The organism is Bacteriovorax sp. DB6_IX (assembly GCF_000447775.1).
Lineage (GTDB): Bacteria > Bdellovibrionota > Bacteriovoracia > Bacteriovoracales > Bacteriovoracaceae > Halobacteriovorax_A.
Genome location: NZ_AUNJ01000087.1, coordinates 1 through 17,365, shown reverse-complemented (window position 1 = coordinate 17,365; position 17,365 = coordinate 1). Strand labels below are relative to the sequence as shown.

Genomic DNA, 17,365 nt, shown 5'->3' with positions numbered 1-17,365 from the left:
ATCATGCTATGCTCTCTCAATTGTCAGTAATAAAGGGCAATTCCCTTATTTATTAGGTAGTGAGCATAATACTTATCCGAGCTATTTATTCAACTTTATGCTGACGACCTTTTCCTTTTTACATTCACAGAAAATGTGAATTTTCCCTAAATAATCTCAAAAGCTGTTCCGATCAGGTAAGTAATGAAAATCAAAGAGATTGATATATTCAAATATAAGGATTACAGAAAGCTGTTAAATGATGTTTTTGAGCATCAGAAGGCCACAAAACGTAATTACACCTATGGTAAATGGGCCGAACAAATCGGTCTCTCAAGTATATCTGGCCTTACCATGATCCTTAAAGGCCAAAGACACGCCGGAAAGAGTATTCTGGATAAGCTTGTGGTCAATCTCGAACTTGATAAGAAAGAAGAAGACTACCTTCGAAAATTGGTCAAGATACAAAAGCAGGCCAAGGACGATCAAGAACTGGTTGTCTTTCTAATGGATAACGGTAATGTCAATCAAGATAATGATCTCGAAGATAAAAACCGCCCTATTGAATTTCGTTGGGAAATGGGACTTCTTAGAGAGGCCACAAAGTGGAATGATCTCAAAGAAGATAATTTGTGGCTAAATAATAAGGCGCGCTTCCCTTCTAGCTATAAGAACTATGGTGAAGTTCTTGAGGATATGAAGGATAAGAAACTCATTACTTATTCAGATGGTGCCCTAAAAATTAATAATGACTACATCCCTTCGAAAGTTGATAGCCGCTACTTTAAGCATCTTCACAATGACTTCATGGCCTTTGCCAAGGATAGTTATCAAATTGATTTCAATCTACGCTCATTAGAATATCGAATGATTGTTGTGAAAAAAGAAGACGTCGCTAAAGCAAAGCAACGTCTTATTGAATTATTAGATATTTTTGTTTCTGAATTTGATACAAATTCAAGTTCAAGTAAAGAAAGTGATGTTTACCTTACGGCCCTTCAATTCTTCCCAATGACAAAATAAGCTTAGAAGCTTAACTTCTGTCTCTCAATCCATGAATTCTTTCCATTCGTACAATGCATTTGAAGCATTGAGCTTCCTTTAATTTCACTTTGTCCGATAGAAACACAATTAGGCTTCATAAGAATATTAAACTTTACTGGCCTAATAAACTCATTATCAACATTTGTCATCACACTAACAGTTTCACCATAGATTGACTTCGTATCAGTGAAAACTCCCACATGCCCATCTCCAAGACTGACTCCTTGAAAGCTTTGTGAAAAAGACAATCCTGGGTAACTCGATTCTCTATTAACAGGTAGAGCACTCATAGAACTCACCAGTCCGTTTTCTTCAGTGACTGAAAAGATTTTATAACGACTTTCAATAAAGTAATTTCTCTTTCCTTCACCATTAGTAAAAACCTCTACAGTTCCTACAATTGGGTTTTCCCAAGTTTCAGATTTTAAATTAAAAGAGCGTGATGCTTCAGTATTTGAAACTCTAAGAAGATTTCTCTTAAAGAGCCTGACAAACATTAACTCATCAGAAAAAGTCTTATCAGCACTTGATCTAAAACGAGAGTAATCATTCTTATCAACATTCTTACCAAGATTCTTAGTCACGATCTTAAACTGATCTGGTGATGAAAACTCGACAATAGCAGTTTTCTTTCTAAAGCCTTCACCATAAACATATGTTGTCCTAACAACACCAGCGCTCTTTTCACCTTCGTCTTGATTAATGATATGAGCGATATCAAGGGTATCAAAAGCATTAACTCCCAGCTCTTTTCTAAGACGTGTGATATTATTATATGAATCAATTGTTCTAAGCTTTAACTCAACAAACTTTTCATTAACTTCTGGAAGTAGGTAGTAACCACGTTTCTTCTTATCGAGCAGCAATCTATCTATTGGATCCTCGCTATTATCGACAAAAGGAAGGTCCCACTCTCTGACAATTAAAGGAGCAAGGAACTCACCAAAGTCCTGAGTCTTTACTTTGATATAAGAGAATTTTTCAAAACCTCTGACAAAGGGAAGACCGCCAAAACGAGTCGATGGAAGTAACCAATAATTCTTTGAAAAAAGAGGCTTTCCATCCTTATCAAAATAAGCAAAGAAATACTTTCTCTTATCCTCAGTTGCCCCGTAGACAAAGTAATCCTTCTCACCATCAAGATTAATATCAACTTTGATGACGGAGCTAATTTCGGACATTTTTTCAAGCTTAAGCTTAATAGGTATAAATCGATTCGCCTGCTCTTTTAATAGAATAACCTCGTTCTTCTTTGAAGGATTTGGAAAGAAAAGATCTTGTGTCTGCTTATGAGAGTCTCTCTCAAGCACTCTTTGCAGTGAAGATCTCTTATAATATTTTGTGATTTTAACAATCGCCTGGGCCGGTATTCCAAGGACAGGGGCTTTTGATGTTTCAACAGAAACCATATTAAAATCTATATCAACAAGATACTTTGTTTCAGACCCATTTTGAACAATCACGAGCTCCATTTGCTTATCTGCTGAGCTTAAAAGATTCTTAACAACACCCTTTAGAAGAATCTCATTTGTCTCAGCGACATCAATGGCCATGGCCTTTGCCTCTGCATTAGATTCAAAACTTAAATCTTGATCTTGACTCTTTACATAGAAATTAAAATTTGTCGTTGCCTTTGCGATTGGGATTTTTAGCTCAAATCTCCCCTCACCATCAACACTAACTTCATCAACATTTTTAAGATCAAGAAGAACTGAGTTCTTATTTGTATTATTAAGAGTATTTTTAACATCGATAAAAGGATAGACCTTGCCATCCTGAGCTTTAATCATTTTGGCATTAGCAAGAATTCGTCTCTTAACTTCAGCAACAGGCATATTCGGATCTTGTGACTTAAGCAGTGCCGCAAGCCCTGCCACGAAAGGAGAAGCATGAGATGTTCCATTTCTTGCATCATAACCATTGACTCGAATAATCTCAGACTCTAAACCTTGTGGAATAGTACTGATGATATTCTCTCCTGGAGCATAGATATCAACTTTATGTCCATAGTTTGAACTTAGAAGCTTATTTCCAGCAGCATCCATAGCACCAACACAGATAACACCTGGGAAGTTACAAGGAAATACAGGTTTATTCTTATTATTATTTCCAGCTGCGGCCACAATTACCACACCATTTTTCTGAGCATAATCAAATGTCGCAAGCACTTTTGGCGAAACAATGACTTTTGGATAACCAAGACTTAAGTTAATAACCTTGGCACCATTTCTAAGTGCAAACATAACCGCACTGGCCATAAGTTCCGAAGTAAGTTGTCCATTGACTGTATAACCACGAAATTGGCTTCTCGCGGCCTTCATAGGCATGATTTTAACTTTAGAGTGTGTCATCCCACTTGTTCCATAGTTATTGGCCACAGAGGCAATAACACCAGCAATATGGGTACCGTGTCCCACAGTATCCAAAACATCACCATTACTATCAAGAACATTGAGTCCGAAACAACTCATTTTAGCTCTTTGTTCAGGAGTTTTTCCCTTACACTCAGGATTCTCCCAAATTCTTTCTTTAAGATCAGGATGATCAATATCAACCCCAGTATCAATAACAGCGACAATTGTCTCTTGAGAGTTCTGGGCCAATGATTCAATATCCTCAGGAAGGTTAATATCGAAACCAACCTTTCCACGAATGATATCGCGAGTGAACTCGCCGTCCTTTCTTGTATATTCAACACCAGTATTCTTAAGTCCCCACTGCTTATCAACAAGTGAGATATCTTCAGAAATCTTTGCTGAGACGTTAAGAGTTGCCGATAATAAAAGTGCTGTAATTAAATGCTTCTTACTCATTATAGCCTCACTCTAAACCAGTTACCTTCCATCTCTCCTTTCATAATTCCGAGGAACTTTCTGATGGCGGCAATAGGCCCGTCTGTAAATTGTCCATTCTGTCTTCCAAAAGTATTTCCATAAATTGGACGATAGAGATACTCGTGATTTCTTCTAAATCCATTGATCGAAGATTCTAGGTAAAGATTCTCTTTTCCTAAGAGATCACTTAGAACCTCAAAGTCCATATACTTGGCAAAATATCTTCCGTACTCGGCCACACACTTATGGGCCTTAACAAGTTTTTGTTTTCTATAATACTTATTACAACGAGACCTAAGTCTTCTAATATAATCAAGGTCTCCACATTGAATCTCTTGAGAGATCGTCATATTTGAGTTGTTGTCATTATTTCGACTATAGCGACAACGGTATTCATTTCCATAAGACTTGGCCACTTCCTTACCTAATGCCTTAAACTCAGCATCTGTTAGTGACAATAATTTCTCTACGGCCTTTTCATAGAAATGGAGATTGGCCTGAACCTTATAAGTTAGCATGGCCCCAGCATCCTGAGCATCCGCTCTCGAGAAGAGATCTTTCTTAAATTTCTCATTAAAGTCTTTTAATTTCTTCCAAAGCTTCTTCTCAGTCGTATCTCCCCCCTCATAGCGGTAGGTATACATCATATATTTTGAATAAAGATTATCTAATGTCATGGGAGCATTAGTATCCTTAACTTTCGCTTCAAATCTCATATCGAGAGTTTTTGATTTTCCTTTGAAAGTACGTCCAGCATTTGCAAATGGGTTTGAACTAAATGAGAATCCCTCAAAAATATCTCTTAAATAATAATTGGCAATAGTTTTTAAGAAGTGAACATAGTTTGTTCCCGTTTGGCTTCCATAGCTAGTCACGATATAACCAGTATCCTTAGCTCCAGTGAACTTAATGAAGAGATCTTGTAATTTTCTCGCTGTTTTATGAACAAAGAAAAGCCAATTAAAGCTTCCGCTTCTATCATTGATCTTACTTTCAATTTGAACAGGAGCATCACCAACTGACTCAAGTGTTCTATCTTGGATAATTGAGTAAAGTTTTGTGACATTCTTATAAAAATCAGGGTTCTCTTCTAAATCAGGGTTAAGATTAAGATCAAAGAAGTTCACAGTCATATTACCGACAGACTTCTTCACAGCTCCTGTAAAGACAGGAATAAAATATGTTATCCCACCATTTCCATAGATCTCTCTGAGGTTTCCATCATCGAAGTAAACTTGGAATTGGTGTCTTGATTTTCTAAAAATCTGGATTCTCTTAAGAGTCTTATACTTTGCCCCTCCTTGAACATAGAAGCTTGAACCACCATCAAATAGCGGGCCTCTTAGTGTCACAGACATATCAGGAACCACATCTTCAGAGATAATTAACGACTCTCCGACTCCTAGATTCTCACTAATTTCCTTAAAGTTCTTAGCAATCATTTCATAACGATCTTCAAGTTCAAGCTCTTGTCCATCGCGAATATTTCCAAGTCTTCTTTGAACTCTCTTAGTTAAAAAATTAACAAGAATATTCTTATAAGGCTCCTTTAGAGCTTCTTTAAGAGATGAGATCGGCTTAACGTGTGTATAGTTAACATTGACGCCAATTTTTGGAATAGCATTTCCGTGGACAAGCTGTGAGAAAACTCTTTCTAGCCCCACATAGGCACCGAGGTTAAAACCAAATCCAGCGGTATCTGCGAGCTGAACAAAATTATCAGTTCCCAACGAACCACCGATGACTATATCACGTCCGAGATTGAGCTTTCCTTCTAATAACGGAGCTGACCATTTTTGAAATGGTAGTGCCGGAAACTCTCCCGTTCTCGTAAATTCCTCGATCGCATAATCTTTGTATTTTTTGAAGTCTTTAATTGTCCAATCAAGTCTTTCCTCTCCAAAGTCCACTGCCTTGAGATAGTCATTGGCGTAATCAGCAAGTGATGAGATCGCACTTGATTGAACTTCTGATACGACATAACGCCAAAAATCATCAAGAGGGCCCTTTTGCATACCATGAGAGAATCTTGAAGCATAACCTTGGAATTCCTGAGTATGAAGATAACCCTTCTCCATTCCCGGAAGTTCAAGATCTTTCTTATAACTCATTTCTTTATAGTCGATACCGATTGTCTTAAGAATACTATTTCTTCTGGCAATGAGCTTTTCGACAAGAATCTGTGAGACAATTTGTGGATAGTGAGCATTCTTCACGATCTCTTGAAAGTCACTGCGTGTAAGCTTGGCAAGCTTTCTTCCCATCCATTTAAGATCATCAAGTGTTGCATTGAAATTCGCTTCAGTATCATGAGCAAGAATAATGTGATTATTACTAATCTTAGCGGCCTTATAAGAAAGCTTATTAATACTCTCTCCCATATCTGCAAGAGCATAAGGGATAATTGCTGATCTTAGAGAACGTGACTCTAATTGTCCCGGAACCATTGTAAGAGCAATATCGTAGAAGTCTGTCGCCTGAGGCATCTTGACGAAGATATCTTGAAGAGTCACACTTGTTGGTGTCTCCGCGATAATCCATCTGGTTGATGAAGCAATAAGATCTGAGACGAGCTCAACATCTTTAAAGTTATTCTTGGCCTCTTCAGTTTCAAATTGAACAGTAAGACTTTTAAGATACTTCATTGATGGAACAATATATCCAAGCTTTCTTAAAAGGTTCTTTCTTAAAAGGATTGTATGAAGTTTCTTACTGAGGTGGATTTGAAATCTCTTATCTCCCATCACCGCATTAAATCTCATAATTCCTGTCGGTGACTTGATAGAACCACCATAGACAACAGTATCGTCATTTTCAATTGGTAGATTCTCATCAAAATTATTGGCAAGAAAATTATCTCTTCCATCCCAAATATCACTAATTTCTGGATTAAGCTTTGAAAGATCAAGACCTTCTTCTTGAGAGAGCATTAAGGCCATCTCAGGATCAAGCATGCCGTATTCCTCAGAAACTAAGTCATTTGCAGGAAGCCCATTACCATCAACAGAAACCCTCGCATATTCAGCGAAGACAGTGATTTGAAATAGGCATAGCAATAAGAAAAGTCTCTTCATAATTAATCCATCGTTTGATTATTGATTTCTAAGTATTTTGCAATTTATGTGCCAGAACGAAGCTTCCCTACTCATCTTCACGAGGAAGTTTCTTAATAGGATTAAGACCATCACATACAGTTTCTGCCATCTGATGAGCGTGGAAATAGATCGTATTTTCACTATTAATGGCCCTAATTTCGGCCCTGGTATTAATACGACTTCGATCTTCAGTAAGAGAGGCCAACTTCTCTAATTTGATATCAACTTCCTTTATAGTCAGTATCTTAGCGGCCACTTCGCGCTCACAGCTATCCACTCCAAAAGCAAATGACTGAGCTGAAAATAGAATTGAAGTTAAAATAAGAACCAGACGCATAAGAATACTCCTCTCAAATAAATAATGGTTTGATTCAGAATATCCTTTATTGAGACGAAATCTTGAACGAGTGTAGAAAATACTAGAGGTGTCTAAATTTTAGACAAAAAAAAGGAGGCCCTAAGACCTCCTTTAAATATTCGGGAATTGGTATACGATTTCTTATAGATCGATGCTTAGAAGCTCTGGAAGAATAACGTTTTCAAGGTTACTTCCTGGAGTTCCTAGGTGAGCAGAAACTTCTTCAATAAGTTGCTCTCTCTTACCTGCATCTTCTTTAGCAGCTTCGAATTCGGCCATTGTCTTACCTGTGAAGTGCTCGATATTCTTAGTGATCGCTTTTTGATCTTCTTCAAGAAGCTCTCCTGCTGAAGCAGACTTAAGCATTCTCTTAACTTCTTTTTCCATTGTTACTAGCTCAAGAGCTTTTTTCGCTGGAAGCTTGAAAGCAACTGAGTAAGAAGATGCTTTGTCAAAAAGCTCTGTATCTTCAGATTGTGCTGCAAGAAGACCTGTATCAGTTGTTTCTGTTTCGTCTTCGTATAGCTCACCTGACCATACACCTTCATAGATAAATTCATTTGTTCCATAGTCATAACCAACAACATCTACTGGCTCATAGTAATCACCATAAAGATCTCCGATATCTCCGTAATCGATTTCGTCATCTAGTTGGATATTTCTAAACTCTCTAGCAAGGTTGTTATTAGATGAGTAATAGTCCCAGTAAGCGATTGATCTTAGGTAGTTAAGATCGACTGCTACTTCGTGATCATACTCAGCATCATAATAAACAAACCATCTCCCATCATTTCTTAGAGTCTCTGCCTCTGTTTTGTCGATGTAGTTTAGTGGATTTGAAATTGGATCAACATTGTTAAGTGCATTAACAAAACCACTAGCAGTGATATATGGTGACGTATACTTTCCATAAGTTGAAGTACTACCTCCACCACCTGATCCACCACATGAAGTAAGAACTACTGCTGCAGTTGATAAAAGTGCTAATGATTTGATTCCTTTTACTAAATTCTTTTTCATAAAACCCTCTCTCTCAATGTATTTAGTTTTCCAATACAATGTTAGTTGTGTTGGAACGCGTTATATCCTATAAACTTCTTGTTTAATAGTTAGTGTAAAAACTTTATACAATTGCCGTGCCAACTTTTGCTAAGCTTTTGGAATCACTTTGACCATTTGACGCGATGAGAACTGGAGCCATTTTGTCAGATTATTTTTTCATGGTGCCATAATGCACCTAAACCTATGATTTAATGACACTTAAGGTCTTTATCTCTGTGTTACGAACCGCTAATATTTCTTATATTTTATTTTTGAAATATTTGAAGAATTACAAACGTTTAGTGCATAAGAGGCAAACTCATGGACAAAATCACAAAGACAATCAATGGCGAGATGGATCAACAGGATCTGATTGACCATAAAGTGATTGAAGATGAGCTAATTGAGAAGCTCCCTCACTTTGAAAGCTTCTTTAATAGAGTTGGTTTTAAAAGAATTGATGGGGCCATCTTTGGTCTTCTTTGTTTTTCGAAGAAACCACTGACATCTGAGCAAATTGAGACAAAGCTAGGGCTCTCTCAAAGTGCCGTGTCCCAATCACTAAAAACCCTGGCCCAATACTCGATGATTGAGAGTCGTGATCACCGTGAGCTTAAGAGACTAAAACTTCACTATGCTAAAGATGATGCTCTTAAAGTCGTCTCAAGTGTTATTAGAAAAAGAGAGCTCGAGTATCTACGAGAGTTTGAAGTCATGGCCAGTGAGGCCCTTAAAATTGTAGACGACGAGCCTCGTAAGAAGAGACTCTCAACAATTCTTGCCACATCAACTTTTGCGAGAACACTATGTGAAGTTATCGTCAATGTTAGTGATGAATTAAAGAATCCATATCCAGTCATAGAGAAGCTGCCACAATTCGCCTCATTCATGCAGGCGGGTATTCCAAAAGTCGAAGTGGCCACAGAGCAAATTAAGAATCAAATAAAGAATACATTTCAAAATAAACTTAACGGTTGGCTTGATGCCTCAGGAGAAAAAAGGTGAACCTTTCAAGAGTAGTTATTACAGGTGTGGGATTAACGGCCCCTAATGGAAATAATATTAAAGAATACAGAAGTGCTCTTCTTGAGCAAAAATCAGGAATCACAGAAGAAGAAGTTCGCTTCCTTGGGAAAATTCCTGTTGGTAAGTGTGACTTTGACGAGACAAAGCACCAAAAAAGAAAGATGAGAAAGCGTGGAACTCGCGTTGGTGGAATTAGTGTTTACTGTTCTAAAGAAGCACTAGATGATGCCAATCTCGATATCGCGACACTTGATAAGAATAGAATTGGTATTTATCTTGGTATCACTGAACATGGGCCAGTGGAAACAGAAGAAGAACTCTACCAATTCTACAAGAATAATGATGAGGATCCAACTCTATGGACTCACCACCACAATCCAAGAACAGTTGCCAATAACCCGGCCGGTGAAGTTTCCCTCAATCTTGGTATCACTGGTCCTCACTACACTATTGGAGCGGCCTGTGCGGCCGGAAATATGGGAATTATCCAGGCCATGCAAATGCTTCAACTCGGAGAAGTCGATGTGGCCCTCGCAGGTGGTGTAAGTGAATCATCAAATAGTTTTGGAAACCATGTTTCATTCATGGCCCAAGGAGCTCTTGCTTCAAACCCAGAAGATCAATCTCTGGCCTCAAAGCCACTTGATATGGGAAGAAATGGGATTGTGATCTCTGAGGGTGGATGTGTTTATACCCTAGAGAGACTAGAAGACGCTCTGGCAAGAGGAGCTAAGATCTATGCTGAAATTGTTGGACATCATATTAATAGTGATGCCACTGATTTTGTTCTTCCTAACCCTGAGAGACAAATGCAGTGTATGGAAGAGGCGATTAAGAAAGCAGGAATAACAAAACAAGATATCAATATCGTTAATCTTCACGCCACAGGAACAAAGATGGGTGACATTCAAGAAATGAGTGGAATCAAGAAATTCTTTGAAGACTGTCCAGAAGTTAATGTGAACTGTACAAAAGGACTTATTGGTCACGCAATGGGTGCAGCTGGAGCTCTCGAGCTTGCAGGAAACCTTCTAAGTTTTGAAGACGACCTTATCCATCCATGCCACAAGATTACAGAAATTGATCCTGAATGTGCCTTTGATGGGCTTGTTCTAGACGAACCAAAGAAATGCGAAGTTGATTATATATTAAATAACTCATTTGGAATGCTAGGTATTAACTCAGTCTTAATTCTAAAGAAATATAAATAAGGAGAATAGAATGACAGCTCAAGACGTTAGACAAATCGTAGTAGACATTATTGCAGACATCGCAGTTGATGATGATGTGACAACAATTGATGATGCAACACCACTAAGAGAACAACTAGACTTGGATTCAATGGACTTCCTAGACATCGTTATGGAACTTAAAAAGAGACATAAAGTAGAAGTTCCACAGGAAGACTACCCACAACTTGCAACAATGAATAGTTGTGTAGAATACCTTACACCAAAATTCTAATGCCAGCGTCAAAGTGCAAAACACTTTGACGTCGGAGCTTTAGCATCACGCGGGCGTCAGAAAAAACAGTAAAGCTGATTTTGACGACCCCGCTGTATGCGGAGACAATCTTCGCAACAAAGCTCCACAGAACGAGTAAAAAAATGACAAAGAAATACGACACAATAGTTATCGGTGCAGGAATGTCCGGACTAGCTGCTGCCATAAGACTAGCAATGTTTGGAAAGAAAGTTTGTATCCTAGAGAAACACTTTCTAACCGGAGGCCTCAACTCTTACTACAAGAGAGGAAAGAGGAAATTTGATGTTGGCCTACATGCTATGACAAACTTTGTTCCCAAGGGAACGAAGAGAAAGCCTCTCACGAAATTACTAAAACAATTAAGAATTCCATGGGATGCGCTAGAGTTGAGTGAGCAGAAGTCTTCTCTTATTCAATTCCCTAGCGAGAAACTTATGTTCACTAATGATTTTGAAGTCTTTAGGACCGAAATCGCACAGAAGTTTCCCCATGAAATAGATAACTTTAATAAGTTTGTTCAATATATCGAAGAATTTAACGAAGTTGCTCTCGATAATAAGACCTATATGGCCAAAGACGTGGCCAAGAAATTCATTAAAGACTCTCAACTTATAGAGATGATCTTTTGCCCCCTACTGATCTATGGATCAGCTTGGGAAAATGATATGGACTTCTCTCAATTCGTTATCATGTTTAAGAGTATCTATCTTGAAGGGTTTTGCCGACCAAATGGTGGTGTGAGAACAATTCTCAACCTTCTCATGGATAAGTATGAGGCCGTTGGTGGCGAGTTGATATTTAAGGCAGAGGTGGTGAAAGTCATCCACAGTGGAGATAAGGTAAAGGGTGTCGAACTAAAAGATGGTACCATCCTTGAATGTGACAAAGTCATCTCAAGTATGGGGCATCCTGAAACAATGGCCGTCACACAGGAAAGTCCAACAATTACTAATGAAAAATCACCTGCGGTTGGTCCCCTAAGTTTTTGTGAATCAATCGCCTGCCTTGATAAGAAGCCAACTGATTTTGGTTTCGATCATACGATTGTCTTCTATAACGAAAGTGATACTTATAACTACCGCAAACCAGAAACTCTCTTTGATCACACAAGTGCGGTGGCATGTTTTCCTAATAACTTTCAACACGATGATGACTTTGTTGAAGGTGAAGGTATTGCAAGAATTACTTACATGGCCAATTATAAACTTTGGAAAGAACTTGAGAGAAAAGTTTATCTTGAGCATAAGAATGACCTCTTTGAAAAATCAATTGAAACAATAAAAAGAATCGCCCCTGGTTTTGATGCCAACATTCTCTTTAAAGATGTCTTTACGCCAACAACTATAGAGCGATACACCGGACACTTTGAAGGAACAGTCTATGGCTCCACAGATAAGTTAAGAGATGGAAGAACTTCAATTGAAGGACTTTATCTCTGTGGAACAGATCAAGGTTTTCTAGGAATTGTAGGAGCTATGCTCTCAGGAATTTCGATGGCAAACCTCCATGGATTGATGGAATAAGGAATAAATGATGAAATTTAATAATGTCGTAATCGAAGACTACGGTCTCTATCTTCCAGAGGAAAAAATAAGCTCCCAAAAAATGGAAGAACTACTCGCCCCTATCTACAAGAGATTAAGACTTCCAGAGGGAAGACTTGAGTTAATGACGGGAATTAAAGAAAGAGGAGTTTGGCCAACAGGAACACTTCCAAGTGACCTATCTTCACAAGCGGCAAGGAACCTCTTTAACAAAGGAAGAGTAAAAGCTGAAGATATTGATATCCTCATTCACAGCTCAGTTTGCCGTAACTTTCTTGAGCCTTCGACAGCTTCCATTGTTCACGGAAACCTCAAACTAAAAGATGAATGCACAATCTTTGACCTCTCCAACGCCTGCTTAGGTATGGTAAATTCTTGGGTCGTAGCGGCCAATATGATTGAAACGGGACAAATTAAAAGGGCCCTTATTGTTTCAGGTGAAAATGGTGGCCCACTCTTAGAAGAAACAATCAAGCGACTTAATAGCGATGAGAGTATCACGAGAAAGTCCATCAAAAAATACTTTGCCAATTTAACAATTGGATCAGCGGCCGTGGCCTATGTCCTAACTCACAAAGATCTTTGCCCAGAAGGACCAAAGCTAATCTCAGGTGCAGTGATGACTGATTCAACGGCAAATGAATTGTGCCAAGGAGATGGAGACCCTAACTCTCTATTCATGGAGACGGACTCAGAAAAACTTCTTGAACATGGAAAAATCTTAGCTAAGAAAACATGGGATAAGGCCCGTGAATCTCTTGGTTGGAATGAAGAAGAAATTGATCTCGTTATTGGTCACCAAGTAGGAAAGGCCCATAAAGAAATCGTTCTCTCAAAACTCAACCTTCACAAGAGACCAACATATGACACATTTCCTTTCTTAGGAAATACAGGTTCAGCAGCCCTGCCTGTTACCCTGGCCCTTAAAAATGACAATGAGGGAATTAAAAAAGGCGACAAAGTTGTCTTAGTAGGAATTGGTAGTGGACTCTCCTCTATCGTTCTAGGAGTACAATGGTAATGAAGAATCAAAATTGGAAGAAATACTACCCATTTAAAGATAATTTCTTAAATATTAACGGACATCAACTTCACTATGTCGATGAAGGTCAAGGTCATCCGGTTATCATGTTACACGGAAACCCGACTTGGTCATTCTTCTATCGAAATGTGATTTTAGGGTTAAAAGAAAATTATCGTTGTATTGTCCCAGATCATATTGGATGTGGTCTTAGTGATAAACCTCAAGATTTTGAATACACACTGGAAAATCATATTGCGAACGTTATTAAATTAATTGAGCATCTGGAAATTGAGAACTTTAGCTTAGTGGTTCACGATTGGGGTGGGGCCATTGGAATGGGAGTGGCAACGGCAATGCCAGAGCGAGTTAAGAGCATGACTCTTATGAATACAGCGGCCTTTAAGTCACAAGACATTCCTTTTAGAATTGGCCTATGTAAACTTCCACTTATTGGTGCCCCAATGGTAAGGGCCTTTAATGCCTTTGCATGGCCTGCAACATTCATGGCCGTAGAAAAGAAACTAGATCAAGATATTAAAAGCGGATACCTCTATCCTTACAATAATTATAAGAATCGAATTGCTACAGCACAATTTGTTCAAGATATCCCACTTCACGAAGGCCATCGCTCTTGGTCTAAACTAGACTCTATTGAAAAGGGTCTAAAAGACGTGAAATGTCCTAAGCTCTTTATTTGGGGGGCCAAGGATTTCTGCTTCAACATGAATTTTCTTGCGAGATGGAAGGACTTTTATCCAGATGAAAAATATATCGTTTACAACGATGCTGGTCACTATGTTCTAGAAGATGAAAGAGAAAATTGTGTGAAAGAAATAGGAGACTTCTTTAATGAATATAGCCAATCGTATTGAGCAACAGGCGAAAATTCGTCCGACTCAGGACGCTGTTCGCTTTCCAATTAAAGATAGAAACTATACCTATCTCTATGAGAAGCTAAGCTTTGAAGACCTCAATAAATTGAGCATGCACTATGCTGTAAAATTAACTCAACAAGGTATAAAAGAAGGAGATAAGGTTCTTCTCTTTGTCAGACCTTCACTGGATTTCCCAGCACTAACATTTGCTCTTTTTAAAATGGGAGCAATCCCTATTCTCATTGACCCAGGAATGGGAAAGAAGAATCTTCTCAAGGCCATCGAAAGCGCTAAACCAGATGCCCTTATCGCAGAACCAGAAGTTCATTTTATAAGACTGATATATAGAAAGGCCTTTAAAAGTATTCGTGTCTTTATCACAACCGGCCCAAAACTTTGGCCAGGCCTTCACAGTGTGAAGAAAATGAAACAAAAGCCATGGTTAGAGTTTCAAACGAAAGAGAAGTCCCCTGATGACATGGCGGCAATCCTCTTTACTTCTGGTGGAACAGGTCGTCCAAAGGGTGTTGTTTACACCCATAAGATTTTCAATAAACAAACCGATGTCTTGCAAGAGATATTTGGCCTTACTGATCAGGATATTGATTTACCAGGATTTCCACTCTTCTCATTCTTTACAATGTCAATGGGTATGACGAGTTGTATCCCAGATATGAATCCTTCAAAACCGGCCACTTGTGATCCACAGGCCTTAGTCGCCAATATAAAGGACAATAAGGCAACATTTGTCGCTGGCTCTCCAGCGATTTGGGAAAGAGTTGCTGACTACTGCCTCAAGCAGAAGCTCACTCTCGACACCGTTAAGTATGTTGTCATGTTTGGTGCTCCCGTAAGAAACGAGCTTCATGAGAGTTTCGCAAAGATCTTACCTAATGGCTCTACCTATACTCCCTATGGTGCCACAGAATCTCTTCCTGTAGCGAATATCTCTGGAAGAGAAATACTTGCTGGTGATGACTCTCTGGCAAATAACTCTCGAAAAGGTATGGGGACATGCATAGGCCTGGCCACCCCAGGGCTTGAGGTGAAAATTATTAAGGCCCATGACAATATTATAGAAACAATTGACCAGGCCACAATTCTAGCTGCTAACGAAGTCGGAGAAATCATTGTAAAAGGTGATGTTGTGACTCCTCGCTACTTGGATCTACCAGATAAAACAGCTGAAGCGAAGATCAAAGATGGTGAGGGATTTTGGCATAGGATGGGCGATCTTGGAAGATTAGATGAACAAGGAAGACTTTGGTTCTACGGAAGAAAAGTACATCGTATTGAACTAGAGCAAGAAACTAAATACTCTGTTGCCTGTGAAGCAATCTACAATAATCACCAACAAGTTCGTCGATCGGCACTGGTAAAACTTGAGAAGAATCATAAAACTCAAGCGGCCATTGTTATCGAGACCAAATCAGCCTCCCTATCAAAAGAGGCCCAAAGAAAGAAAATCATTCAAGAGCTCAAGGAACTAGGTTCCCTCTATCCGCATACTAAGAATATAGAGGACTTCTTCTTTAGTGATGCTTTTCCGGTTGATATTAGACACAATATAAAAATTGATAGGAAGAAGCTCTCAGAGATGGCCTCTCGTGGAGATTTGAGATGAAAATTCTAGTCACAGGAGCGAGTGGCTTTCTAGGGTATCATATTGCCGAAATGCTTGTAGAAGAGGGTCACGAAGTCTTTAACTTCTCTCGTAATCACAGTGAAGAGCTAGATAAAATCCAAGTCAAAACAAGACGCGGAAACTTGGCCAATGAAAGGGAAATAAGAGAGGCGCTCAAAGATATTGAGGCCGTTTTCCATGTTGCCAGTAAAGTTGGAATGTGGGGTAAGTGGGAAGATTTTTACCAGATCAATACCATCGGTACCCAAAACTTAGTTGATATTTGTCAGGAAGTGGGAATTGAGAAATTTGTCTACACGAGTACTCCAAGTGTTGTCTTTGGCAGAGATTCTATTGAGAATGGAAATGAAGATATTCCCTACCCTAAAGAATTTCTAAGTCTCTATGCCAAGTCAAAGGCCTTGGCCGAAGAGTATGTCTTAAAGAGTAATAGTGATAAATTCTCTGTGACGGCCATTCGTCCTCACTTAATTTATGGAGAGAGGGATAAAAATATAATTCCAAGACTTGTTGAAGCACAATCTTCAGGAAGACTTAAGAGTGTTGGAGACAGAAAAAATCTTGTCGATATTATCTATGTAGAAAATGCTGCCAAGGCCCATATCGATGCTTTTAAAGAGCTATGCACATCAAAGAAGAATGCAGGTCAGGCCTACTTTATTGGTCAAGAAAAGCCCGTCAATCTTTGGCAATTCATTGATCAACTCTTGGCATGTAAAGGCCTTGGCCCAGTAAAGAAATCAATTTCTCTATCAAAGGCATACAAAATTGGTGCCGTTATTGAATTTTTTCTAAAGTCGTTTAGAATATTTAATATACATCCGCCAATGACAAGATTTGTGGCCCTCCAATTTGGAACGTCCCACTACTTTAGTCATGAAAAGGCAGAAAGAGACTTTGGATACTCTCCAAAGATAACAATCGAAGAATCATTAAAAAGATTGAGGTAGTTTTGAGCAAGACAGTTCTTATCGTTGATGACGAAAAAGAAATTCTAGATGTACTGACAATGATTTTTGAATCATTAGATTACAAATGTCTCACAGCTGAAAATGGAGAAGAAGCCCTAAAGAAGATCAAGGTTAAAGATATTGATCTTCTCATTCTTGATAATATGATGCCACAAATGAGTGGAGAAGAAGTTCTTGAAACCATCCATCGTGAGAAACTAAAGAACTTTAAGATCATCTTCTCATCAGGACAAACCATGAGCCTTCTTCAACTTGTGAATGAGAAAGAATACTTTGTTAATATTGACTATCTTCTTAACAAACCATTTAATATCGATAAAATAAAAGAAGCATTAGAAGAAATAGATTAAAGAAGGCACCCAGTGGGTGCCTTTTTATTTTAAACTAGCTGGGCTACGAAGATTATTCTCAACTTGGAATTGCGTTAAAATATTTTGCTTATCA

General features: G+C 38.5%; 14 protein-coding genes. 10 read left to right on the top strand and 4 right to left on the bottom strand.

Annotation, left to right across the window (positions count from 1 at the left end; all coding sequences use genetic code 11):
• The first annotated feature begins 183 nt into the window (after nt 1-183).
• Entirely contained in the window at nt 184-1,002 is an 819-nt protein-coding gene (locus tag M901_RS02870; RefSeq protein WP_021276659.1) for a TIGR02147 family protein, read from the top strand.
• A 2-nt stretch (nt 1,003-1,004) separates the two neighbouring features.
• On the opposite strand, the gene M901_RS02865 is transcribed toward M901_RS02870, so the two are convergent.
• From M901_RS02865 to M901_RS02850, 4 genes are all read right to left on the bottom strand, one after another.
• The gene (locus tag M901_RS02865) at nt 1,005-3,836 is read right to left on the bottom strand and encodes a S8 family serine peptidase (RefSeq protein ID WP_021276648.1); all 2,832 of its coding nucleotides are present in this window, start codon (nt 3,834-3,836) and stop codon (nt 1,005-1,007) included.
• Entirely contained in the window at nt 3,836-6,931 is a 3,096-nt protein-coding gene (locus tag M901_RS02860) for a hypothetical protein (protein WP_021276656.1), read from the bottom strand. Before M901_RS02860 ends, M901_RS02865 begins: the two co-directional genes overlap by 1 nt.
• Nucleotides 6,932-6,998: 67 nt before the next feature.
• Nucleotides 6,999-7,289 carry a hypothetical protein gene (locus M901_RS02855; RefSeq protein WP_021276649.1) on the bottom strand — a complete coding sequence of 97 codons (291 nt, stop codon included), beginning with the start codon at nt 7,287-7,289 and terminating at the stop codon, nt 6,999-7,001.
• 162 nt (nt 7,290-7,451) lie between these two features.
• Nucleotides 7,452-8,330 (bottom strand): hypothetical protein, encoded by an 879-nt coding sequence (locus tag M901_RS02850; protein ID WP_021276650.1) that lies wholly within the window; start codon nt 8,328-8,330, stop codon nt 7,452-7,454.
• A 342-nt stretch (nt 8,331-8,672) separates the two neighbouring features.
• On the opposite strand from M901_RS02850, the gene M901_RS02845 reads away from it, so the two are divergent.
• The 9 genes from M901_RS02845 (at nt 8,673) to M901_RS02805 (ending at nt 17,271) form a co-directional block, all read left to right on the top strand.
• A complete protein-coding gene (locus M901_RS02845; protein WP_021276660.1) occupies nt 8,673-9,356 on the top strand; it encodes a GbsR/MarR family transcriptional regulator in 684 nt (227 codons plus the stop codon).
• Nucleotides 9,353-10,588 carry a beta-ketoacyl synthase gene (locus M901_RS02840; protein ID WP_021276658.1) on the top strand — a complete coding sequence of 412 codons (1,236 nt, stop codon included), beginning with the start codon at nt 9,353-9,355 and terminating at the stop codon, nt 10,586-10,588. The genes M901_RS02845 and M901_RS02840 overlap by 4 nt, the downstream gene beginning before the upstream one ends.
• Nucleotides 10,589-10,598: 10 nt before the next feature.
• Nucleotides 10,599-10,841, top strand: coding sequence for an acyl carrier protein (locus tag M901_RS02835; RefSeq protein WP_021276651.1), 243 nt, complete (start codon nt 10,599-10,601; stop codon nt 10,839-10,841).
• Between the two features lie 143 nt (nt 10,842-10,984).
• Nucleotides 10,985-12,385, top strand: coding sequence for an NAD(P)/FAD-dependent oxidoreductase (locus M901_RS02830; RefSeq protein ID WP_021276655.1), 1,401 nt, complete (start codon nt 10,985-10,987; stop codon nt 12,383-12,385).
• A 10-nt stretch (nt 12,386-12,395) separates the two neighbouring features.
• The gene (locus M901_RS02825) at nt 12,396-13,427 is read left to right on the top strand and encodes a 3-oxoacyl-ACP synthase III (protein WP_021276647.1); all 1,032 of its coding nucleotides are present in this window, start codon (nt 12,396-12,398) and stop codon (nt 13,425-13,427) included.
• Entirely contained in the window at nt 13,427-14,302 is an 876-nt protein-coding gene (locus M901_RS02820; protein ID WP_021276652.1) for an alpha/beta fold hydrolase, read from the top strand. Before M901_RS02825 ends, M901_RS02820 begins: the two co-directional genes overlap by 1 nt.
• Nucleotides 14,280-15,929: a fatty acid CoA ligase family protein gene (locus tag M901_RS02815; RefSeq protein WP_021276657.1), complete on the top strand. Its 1,650-nt coding sequence runs from the start codon at nt 14,280-14,282 to the stop codon at nt 15,927-15,929. Before M901_RS02820 ends, M901_RS02815 begins: the two co-directional genes overlap by 23 nt.
• Nucleotides 15,926-16,900: an NAD-dependent epimerase/dehydratase family protein gene (locus tag M901_RS02810; protein ID WP_021276653.1), complete on the top strand. Its 975-nt coding sequence runs from the start codon at nt 15,926-15,928 to the stop codon at nt 16,898-16,900. The genes M901_RS02815 and M901_RS02810 overlap by 4 nt, the downstream gene beginning before the upstream one ends.
• A gap of 2 nt (nt 16,901-16,902) precedes the next feature.
• Nucleotides 16,903-17,271, top strand: a complete 369-nt coding sequence (locus tag M901_RS02805; protein WP_021276654.1) for a response regulator — start codon at nt 16,903-16,905, stop codon at nt 17,269-17,271.
• Nucleotides 17,272-17,365: the final 94 nt, after the last annotated feature.

Bases quoted from the DNA above. Each gene is read 5' to 3' on its own strand.
- M901_RS02810 (WP_021276653.1), top strand. From the start codon at position 15,926: ATGAAAATTCTAGTCACAGGAGCGAGTGGCTTTCTAGGGTATCATATT.
- M901_RS02825 (WP_021276647.1), top strand. From the start codon at position 12,396: ATGAAATTTAATAATGTCGTAATCGAAGACTACGGTCTCTATCTTCCA.
- M901_RS02860 (WP_021276656.1), bottom strand. From the start codon at position 6,931: ATGAAGAGACTTTTCTTATTGCTATGCCTATTTCAAATCACTGTCTTC.
- M901_RS02830 (WP_021276655.1), top strand. From the start codon at position 10,985: ATGACAAAGAAATACGACACAATAGTTATCGGTGCAGGAATGTCCGGA.
- M901_RS02835 (WP_021276651.1), top strand. From the start codon at position 10,599: ATGACAGCTCAAGACGTTAGACAAATCGTAGTAGACATTATTGCAGAC.
- M901_RS02820 (WP_021276652.1), top strand. From the start codon at position 13,427: ATGAAGAATCAAAATTGGAAGAAATACTACCCATTTAAAGATAATTTC.
- M901_RS02870 (WP_021276659.1), top strand. From the start codon at position 184: ATGAAAATCAAAGAGATTGATATATTCAAATATAAGGATTACAGAAAG.
- M901_RS02865 (WP_021276648.1), bottom strand. From the start codon at position 3,836: ATGAGTAAGAAGCATTTAATTACAGCACTTTTATTATCGGCAACTCTT.
- M901_RS02845 (WP_021276660.1), top strand. From the start codon at position 8,673: ATGGACAAAATCACAAAGACAATCAATGGCGAGATGGATCAACAGGAT.
- M901_RS02815 (WP_021276657.1), top strand. From the start codon at position 14,280: ATGAATATAGCCAATCGTATTGAGCAACAGGCGAAAATTCGTCCGACT.
- M901_RS02855 (WP_021276649.1), bottom strand. From the start codon at position 7,289: ATGCGTCTGGTTCTTATTTTAACTTCAATTCTATTTTCAGCTCAGTCA.
- M901_RS02850 (WP_021276650.1), bottom strand. From the start codon at position 8,330: ATGAAAAAGAATTTAGTAAAAGGAATCAAATCATTAGCACTTTTATCA.